The organism is Arthrobacter sp. HLT1-20 (genome assembly GCF_054510895.1).
The window spans coordinates 98,960-105,935 of record NZ_JBTNDR010000013.1 but is presented as its reverse complement, the minus strand read 5'-3'; the positions used below and the strand labels follow the sequence as shown (position 1 = coordinate 105,935).

Annotated in this window: 7 protein-coding genes; all 7 read right to left on the bottom strand. The window is 61.7% G+C overall.

Features of this window, described 5'->3' with window-relative positions:
• Window positions 1–587 (bottom strand): hypothetical protein (locus ACX80Q_RS09280; protein WP_459330244.1); only part of this gene is annotated, 587 nt, incomplete at its 3' end.
• A gap of 68 nt (window positions 588–655) precedes the next feature.
• Complete coding sequence (locus tag ACX80Q_RS09275; protein WP_459330243.1) at window positions 656–1,960, bottom strand: lipopolysaccharide biosynthesis protein; 1,305 nt, start codon at window positions 1,958–1,960, stop codon at window positions 656–658.
• Window positions 1,957–3,126: a glycosyltransferase family 4 protein gene (locus ACX80Q_RS09270; RefSeq protein WP_459330242.1), complete on the bottom strand. Its 1,170-nt coding sequence runs from the start codon at window positions 3,124–3,126 to the stop codon at window positions 1,957–1,959. Before ACX80Q_RS09270 ends, ACX80Q_RS09275 begins: the two co-directional genes overlap by 4 nt.
• Window positions 3,126–4,118: a Gfo/Idh/MocA family protein gene (locus ACX80Q_RS09265; RefSeq protein ID WP_459330241.1), complete on the bottom strand. Its 993-nt coding sequence runs from the start codon at window positions 4,116–4,118 to the stop codon at window positions 3,126–3,128. The genes ACX80Q_RS09270 and ACX80Q_RS09265 overlap by 1 nt, the downstream gene beginning before the upstream one ends.
• A 2-nt stretch (window positions 4,119–4,120) precedes the next feature.
• Entirely contained in the window at window positions 4,121–5,212 is a 1,092-nt protein-coding gene (locus tag ACX80Q_RS09260; protein ID WP_459330240.1) for a DegT/DnrJ/EryC1/StrS family aminotransferase, read from the bottom strand.
• Complete coding sequence (locus tag ACX80Q_RS09255) at window positions 5,209–5,805, bottom strand: acyltransferase (protein WP_459330239.1); 597 nt, start codon at window positions 5,803–5,805, stop codon at window positions 5,209–5,211. Before ACX80Q_RS09255 ends, ACX80Q_RS09260 begins: the two co-directional genes overlap by 4 nt.
• A gap of 63 nt (window positions 5,806–5,868) precedes the next feature.
• Window positions 5,869–6,972 carry a glycosyltransferase gene (locus tag ACX80Q_RS09250; protein ID WP_459330238.1) on the bottom strand — a complete coding sequence of 368 codons (1,104 nt, stop codon included), beginning with the start codon at window positions 6,970–6,972 and terminating at the stop codon, window positions 5,869–5,871.
• Window positions 6,973–6,976: the final 4 nt, after the last annotated feature.

Here is a 6,976-nt window from a genome sequence, read left to right as displayed (position 1 = left end):
CCTCCCAGAGAAAGAGGGGGCATGCCCTTTGTGGGCATCAATAACACGACACCCCCCTCCCTGTTTGGCGGCGGGTTGGCGTCCCCCCCCCCCGGGACGTGCGGAACAAATTTGCCCATGTCCAGCGACGGCAGATAAAGCTTGTCAACGGCGAACCTATAGGCCAGCAAGTCAAGATTGTAGAGGGCGCGCGTGGCGGTGTGCACCAGTGGGTTAAGCCGTTCCTTGTACTCGGGGAAGCGCCAGTAAACATCCCGGTAAAATAAACCAACCTTGATGCCGTTCTTGCGGGCGAACCTCAAGAACGCAACATCCATGAGCGGGCGGCGTGGCAAATGGTCGGCATCCGTCAACGCTGTGGGCATGGTGTGGCTCTCCGAATACAGGAAGTCAAAACGCTCCCCAGCGGCGATGCGCCGCTTCAGTGCCCTGATCAGTGCACGCCTTTCCCTCGATTCCCCGGAGACCAGCTCCACATCGTAGCCAAGGGCTGTGAACGCCTCAAGCATGCGCATAGGGCGCAGCCCGCTTCCTGTCTTGGCGTGAGGATTCAAAGGGTACGGTACGTGATAGATCATGCTGGCCATGGATTGAACTTTCTGAAACTGATGGTGTTGGAACACCACCACGGTGTGAGAGCCGGGGACTTGCAGGGTCAGCCACCCACGGCTGTTTGCTTCGAATCGGCTTGGTGGTCAAAGCGGTGCCCCACCCAAAGGGCCATTGCCGTGAAGACCACCAAAATTGCGGCCATTGACAGTGAAACTATCGAAAGATTTGTGACGATGTCTCCCTTGAGGAAAAACAGCAGCGACAACGGCACGGCCGTATAGACCACGGCATGAGCAAGCATCAGGTGCTGCGTTTCGGTAACAACAAATATTGTGGAGATCGGGGAGGTAATCAGGCTCATGAAAAGCCATGGCACCAGCGCCCGGGCAATGAGTCCCGCATCAGTCCACTGTTCCCCCAGCACCACGGGGAACGCCCAGGGCGACAGCCAGTAAATCAGTGCGAACGGAACTACTCCCAGGATGGCAGAACGGAACACGGAGGATTTGGCGAACGCAAACATTGATCCGCGTTCCATGACTGCCAGCCGTTGAAAGAACACCTGGGCAAGTGCCCCGTTGATCAGTCCCAGCGGCACTTCCAGAAGTTTCCAGGCCATGTAAAACTGTCCCAAGAGGGACTGTGAATACACGACGCCTATGATCAGGTTGATGCCGTTGGTTCGAAGGGCATCCACCAAGGCATTGGGGCCGTTGAGCAGGGGCATCTTGCGGTAGCGGCTGAAGAGTGAACCAACGCTCTCCTGGGATTCGTCCAGTCCGCTGCGAACGTCTCGGCCCTTATGGCGCAGCGTCAACAGGGCAGCGCCCTGACCCACCAAGGTGCCGCCGATGAGACCGCCGACTCCCCCGAACTTGCCCAAGGCCAACGCTAGCTGAGCCAAGGCGGTCCCGCCGCTTTGCAGGACCCTGTTGATTCCTATGGCCTTGTAGTCGCTGCGGCGGTTGAGCCAGTACGTCAATGCCGATATCTCGGCGAGGGTAAAAATACTCAATCCCACCAGCCACAACCACGGTGCCAGCTCTGGTTTGCCCATGGCCGCGGCAATACCGGGTGACGCAATTCCACACACCAGGGTTGCCCCAATGCTGACGGCAACGATCAGCCGGGTGACTCCCCTCTTGAGGACCTTGGCATCGGCGTCGTGCTTGGGCAGCATGATGGCCATGTCGTAGCGGAGGGCCGCAACAACAGTGACGGTGGCCACCAGTGACGAATACAAGGAGAACAGCCCGTAAGCCTCCGGCGAGTAGAGCCTTGACAACACCGGTGTCAGGGCCAGCATCAGAAGCTGCGCTGCGGCTGTTCCGCTGAGGAGCGTGAGTATGTGGCGCAGAAATTCGCTTCTGCGCCATCGAGCAACCCTGCCCCCATCAATGCCGCTCACGTGGACGTCGACACCGCAGCAACGCGCAACACTTCGGTGGCTGCCAGTCGTCCGGATGCCTGCAATGATGCGTTGTCCAGGACCCAGTTGCTGCGATGCCCGCTATCGGCATCCGGGGTCTGCAGGAGTGCATTCATGGCCTCGGCAACGTCTGCGACCGTGTAGGGCGCGGCAACGCCAAGCCGCTGCTCCGCCACCAGCGCGGCCCCGTCTCCCTGGCCTGCAAAGATCACCGGGGTGCCACACCCGGCAGCCGCGTAGATTTTGGTGGGCTTGGCAAAGTCATAGCCCTGGTCGGGTTTGATGCTGACCAGCGCGCCCGCAGCCCCGCGAATCCACGCAGCGGCTTCCGTCGGTGGCACCACGCCACCAAAATGGACGGCCCCCGGGACCAACCGCTCGGCCAGCCCCTTGAGGTTATCTTCGTCGGTGCCCTGCCCAAAGAAGCGGATCTGAGCATTCGGGTGTGTGCTGCGAACTTCGCGGAGAGCCTCGATGAAAATGCCTGCCCCCTGCCACTCGCTCATGGTTCCTGTGTAGACAAAGTAAGGATTGGCCGCCGTAGCCCGGCGGCCCTGCGGGCCAAAGACGGAGGTGTCCACGCCGTTGCCCACCACCTGGATGCGCTGCGCGGGCACCTTAAACTTGGCCACCTGCACAGCCACTGGGTCTGAGACGGCCAGGACGGCGGCTGCCCTTCGGAGCACTGCCCCTTCCACCATGCCCATGGCCTTCTTGACGGCGTTTGGCACGTCCATGGCGGACATCGCCTCGCTCCAGACGTCTGCTGCATAGTAGACGAACGGTCGACGGCGCAACGCTGCGGCCACCGCTACAGCCACCCCGGTGGTAGGAGGCGGCTCGGAGACAACCACATCGGCGCGGGTCATGAGCAAGCGGAAAAAAACGGGGATGTCGAAGCTCAGATACTGCACGTAGCCACGCACATACCCGCCCGGATCACGCAGCACAGGCCATCGGCTGAGCTTGTAGGAGGGTTTGAAGACGGGGCCCCCGGCCGGAAGCCTGGTGGTCAGCACTGTGACCTCGGCACCTTGCTCCACGAGGCCGTCAACGAGGGACTTCAACCGGAACGCCGCCGCCCCCACTTCGGGCACAAAGAGCCTTGTGGTGACAACAACTCGAAACGGTTTTGCTCGTGCCACTAGTTGTGGATCCTTTCGGCTTGGGCTGTGAGGGCAGACCTCAGCACAGCCTCGGCCACGATCAGTGTGTCCTGCCCCTGCGCCATGGTTACGATGTCATGGCGCAACCCCAGGACCGCATCACGGAAGGCCTCATGTTCGGTGCGCAGGGGTTCGGGCTTGGCGATGGCCAACCTGGTGACATTGCCTTCCGAAACACCCCGGAACGCCCCAATGGAGTCCCATTCGGTGGCTACGGTGCCGTTCTCATAAAACGTGAGGTCCGCCGTGAGTGTGTTGGCCACGAACGCGCCCTTTTCACCGGTGACTATTGTCAAGCGTTCCTTCATCGGGGACAGCCAGTTGACCAGGTGGTTGGTGATGACACCATTGGCCAACTTGCCCGTTACGGACACCATGTCCTCATCCGGCCGGCCGCTCCGGGCAGTGGTCTGGGCAAATACTGATTCATAGCGGCTTTGGGCCAGCCAGGCCGTCAGGTCGATGTCGTGTGTGCCAAGGTCCTTGACCACTCCGACGTCGGCAATCCGGGCAGGGAAGGGGCCCTGCCTGCGGGTGGCGATCTGGTAGACCTCCCCGAGATCGCCGTCGGCAATTCGCTGGCGCAACGACTGCAAGGCGGGGTTGAACCGTTCAATATGTCCCACCGCACCTACGAGTCCCTTGGCGGCAAACGCTTCAACGAGGCGCTGGCCGGCCGGTGCACTGGCAGCGATGGGCTTCTCAACCAGAGTATGGATGCCGGCTGCGGCCAAGGCCAGGCCAACTTCCTCATGCATGCCCGTGGGAACGGCAGCAACAGCCATGTCTATACCGGCTGCGATGAGCTCCTCGACGCTGCCCAAGACGGGCAGGTCCCTGGCCACACCGTGCGGATCACCATAGGCGTCGGCCACGGCGACCAAGTCCAAGCCCTCCACTTCCCGAATGACGCGCCCATGGTGGCGGCCCATCATGCCTAGGCCGATGAGTCCCACCCGAAGATTGGCCATGCTCAGGCACCCGCCTTGGTGATGGTGTTCACTGCTGTGACGATGCGTTCAAGGTCATTGCGGGTCAGGGAGGGATGAACTGGCAAGGAAAGCACTTCCTTGGCGGCGATCTCCGTGTTGGGCAGGTCCTCGGTGCGGTTGAACGAAGGCAGCCGGTGGTTGGGTACCGGGTAATACACGCCGGAACCAATATTGAACTCCGAGCGCAGGCGGGCGTGCATCTCATCCCGGCCGTCAGCCACGCGAATGGTGTACTGGTGGTAGACATGCTCGGCGCCCTGGGCAACCCTGGGCGTTCCCACACCCTCAAGGTTTGTGCTCAGGAACGCGGCATTGTCCTGGCGTTGCTTGGTCCAGCCCATGACCTTGGTCAGCTGGACACGGCCAATGGCGGCGTGCAGGTCAGTCATGCGGTTGTTGAAACCAACCAGCTCGTTTTCGTACTGCGTTTCCATGCCCTGGTTGCGCAGCAGGCGCAGGTTTCGCTCCACGACGGCGTCCGACGTCGAAACCATGCCACCCTCGCCGGAGGTCATGTTCTTGGTGGGGTACAAGCTGAACATGCCGAACTTGCCGAAGGTGCCCACCCTCTTGCCGTTGACGGCGGCACCGTGGGCTTGGGCGGCATCCTCATAAAGGTCAATGCCGTGTTTGTGGGCCAAGGCGGCGAAAGCCTCGGCAGCGAAAGGGTGTCCGTACAGGTGCACGGGCATGATGCCCTTGGTCTTGTCCGTTATCAGCGATTCCACATGGGCCACGTCCAGGGCGTAGTAGTCCAGCTCAATGTCGGCAAACACCGGGGTGGCCCCCGTGAGTGCAACCGAATTGCCTGTCGCAGCAAAGGTGAACGACGGGACAATGACCTCGTCCCCGGGACCAACCCCGCAGGCGAGCAGCCCAAGATGGAGACCGGACGTGCCCGAGTTGACGGCGACGCTTGCACGCCCGTCGAGCAGGACCTCGGAGAATTCACTCTCAAAGCTGGCCACCTGCTGGCCCTGAGCCAACATGCCTGAGGCCATGACAGCATCAACCGCTGCCCGCTCCTGGTCACCAATAATGGGTTTTGCTGCCGGAATAAAGTCCTGGCTCATGCGCTGTCCTCAGCCTCTTTCAGGGAGTTTGAATCTTCAACATACTTGGCTCCGGTTTCCGGGCACACCCAGAAACCGCCTTCGGCCTTCAGCGGGAAGCCGGCCTTGCCCACCCAGCCCAGCCGCCGTGCCGGAACGCCAGCCATCAAGGCAAATGCCGGGACGTCACGAGTCACCACGGAACCGGCTGCGATGGTGGCCCAACGTCCAATGGTTAACGGGGCAATACAGACTGCGCGGGCACCGATGGATGCACCGTCCTCAATGGAGACCCCAACGGGTGTCCAATCGTGGGCGCTCTTGGGCGTTCCCTCGGGGCTGACGGCCCGCGGGTAGCTGTCGTTGGTGAGGACTACCGCGGGGCCAATGAAAACGCCCTTGCCCAAAACTGCTGGCTCATAGACCAAGGCATAATTTTGGATCTTGGAATTTTCGCCTATGTGCACGCCGGGTCCCACATACGCACCCCTGCCAACAATGCAGTTCGCCCCCAGCACGGCGCCCTCACGGACCTGGGCCAGATGCCAAACCTTGGTTCCGTCACCCAGGCTGGCCTGTTCCGCCACGTCGGCGCTAGCTGCTACGTATGTCATGCCGTTGTTTCCTCTCGCTGCGCACTAGATCCCTCTGAAGTGGCTTGTGTGCCATTATCCCAGCTAACCGCCCGCACCCCGGACACGGGCATACACGGCAGAGAACTTGTCCGCGATCACCCGTGGCGCAAATCGGCTCGCAAGGGTGTCCGAGATGGTCGCCGAAGAAACCTGCGAGAACCTTGCCAGTGCGTCGTGGACGCCTTCAGCAAAGTCTTTCGCCGAATCCCCTGCGACCAGGACGCTGTTGCGCACAGTGAGAAAATCACGCACGGCTGGCAGATCCGTGACTATTGCGGGCAATCCGGCAGCGACGGCCTCGGCAGCCGAGACGCAGAACGTTTCGTGCCTGCTGGGCAAAATGAATAGATCCGCGGCCCGCAGCGCCTCACTGACCTGGTCCGGTGCCACGAGACCTGTAATGGTGAATTTTCCGCCCAGATTGGCAGCTGCCGCAGCTGACTCAAGTTCCGCTCGCAACGGCCCATCACCCACCAAGGTCAGTGTGGCGTCCAATCCGCCTGCTCGCACAAGGCGCAGCGCTTCCAACGCCAGCATGGGGCGTTTGCGCGCGATGAGCCCACCGACTCCGACGAGGCGAGGGGCACCGTCGACCATTCCTTGGCGGGTGGCCAGCTCATCCGGGCCCTGGACCACATTGGGGACAACTTCCACCCTCCCGCCGCGTGCAAATCGGCTCAGTTGATCGGCCTGGGCGGCGCTCACGGCAGTCACCGCATCGGGCAGTTTCAAGACATACCTCAGCGGCGATAAAACCACCCACAGCTTGGAGACGCTGGCTGGATTGGCCATGCCACTCCAGTGTTCGGTGTGCACCCAGCGGGTCCGCTTGAACGCCTGAACAGGGGCCGCAAGCACGGCGGAGCTGAAAGCCATGGTGTGCAGCACGTCGGTCTGCCTCAGCGCAGCCCACAACTGCCGCACCACCGCCAGATACCCCAGCGGCCTGCGCGGGGACAGCGGAATCCGGGTAACGGGCACTGCGCCGCAGTTCTCCGAAATCACATCGCCTGTACCGCCCAGGCGGACGTGAATGACCCGCACATCGTGCTGGGCCGCAATGGCTTGAACGTGTTTGAGATTGAAGGGCGCCGTGGCCTGGTTCTCGGAGTCCGGAAACCAGGTAGTGAAGATAAGAACACGCACGTTT

What these genes read in the sequence shown, in the direction of transcription:
- ACX80Q_RS09265 (WP_459330241.1), bottom strand. Translation starts at nt 4,118, where the DNA reads ATGGCCAATCTTCGGGTGGGACTCATCGGCCTAGGCATGATGGGCCGC.
- ACX80Q_RS09260 (WP_459330240.1), bottom strand. Translation starts at nt 5,212, where the DNA reads ATGAGCCAGGACTTTATTCCGGCAGCAAAACCCATTATTGGTGACCAG.
- ACX80Q_RS09255 (WP_459330239.1), bottom strand. Translation starts at nt 5,805, where the DNA reads ATGACATACGTAGCAGCTAGCGCCGACGTGGCGGAACAGGCCAGCCTG.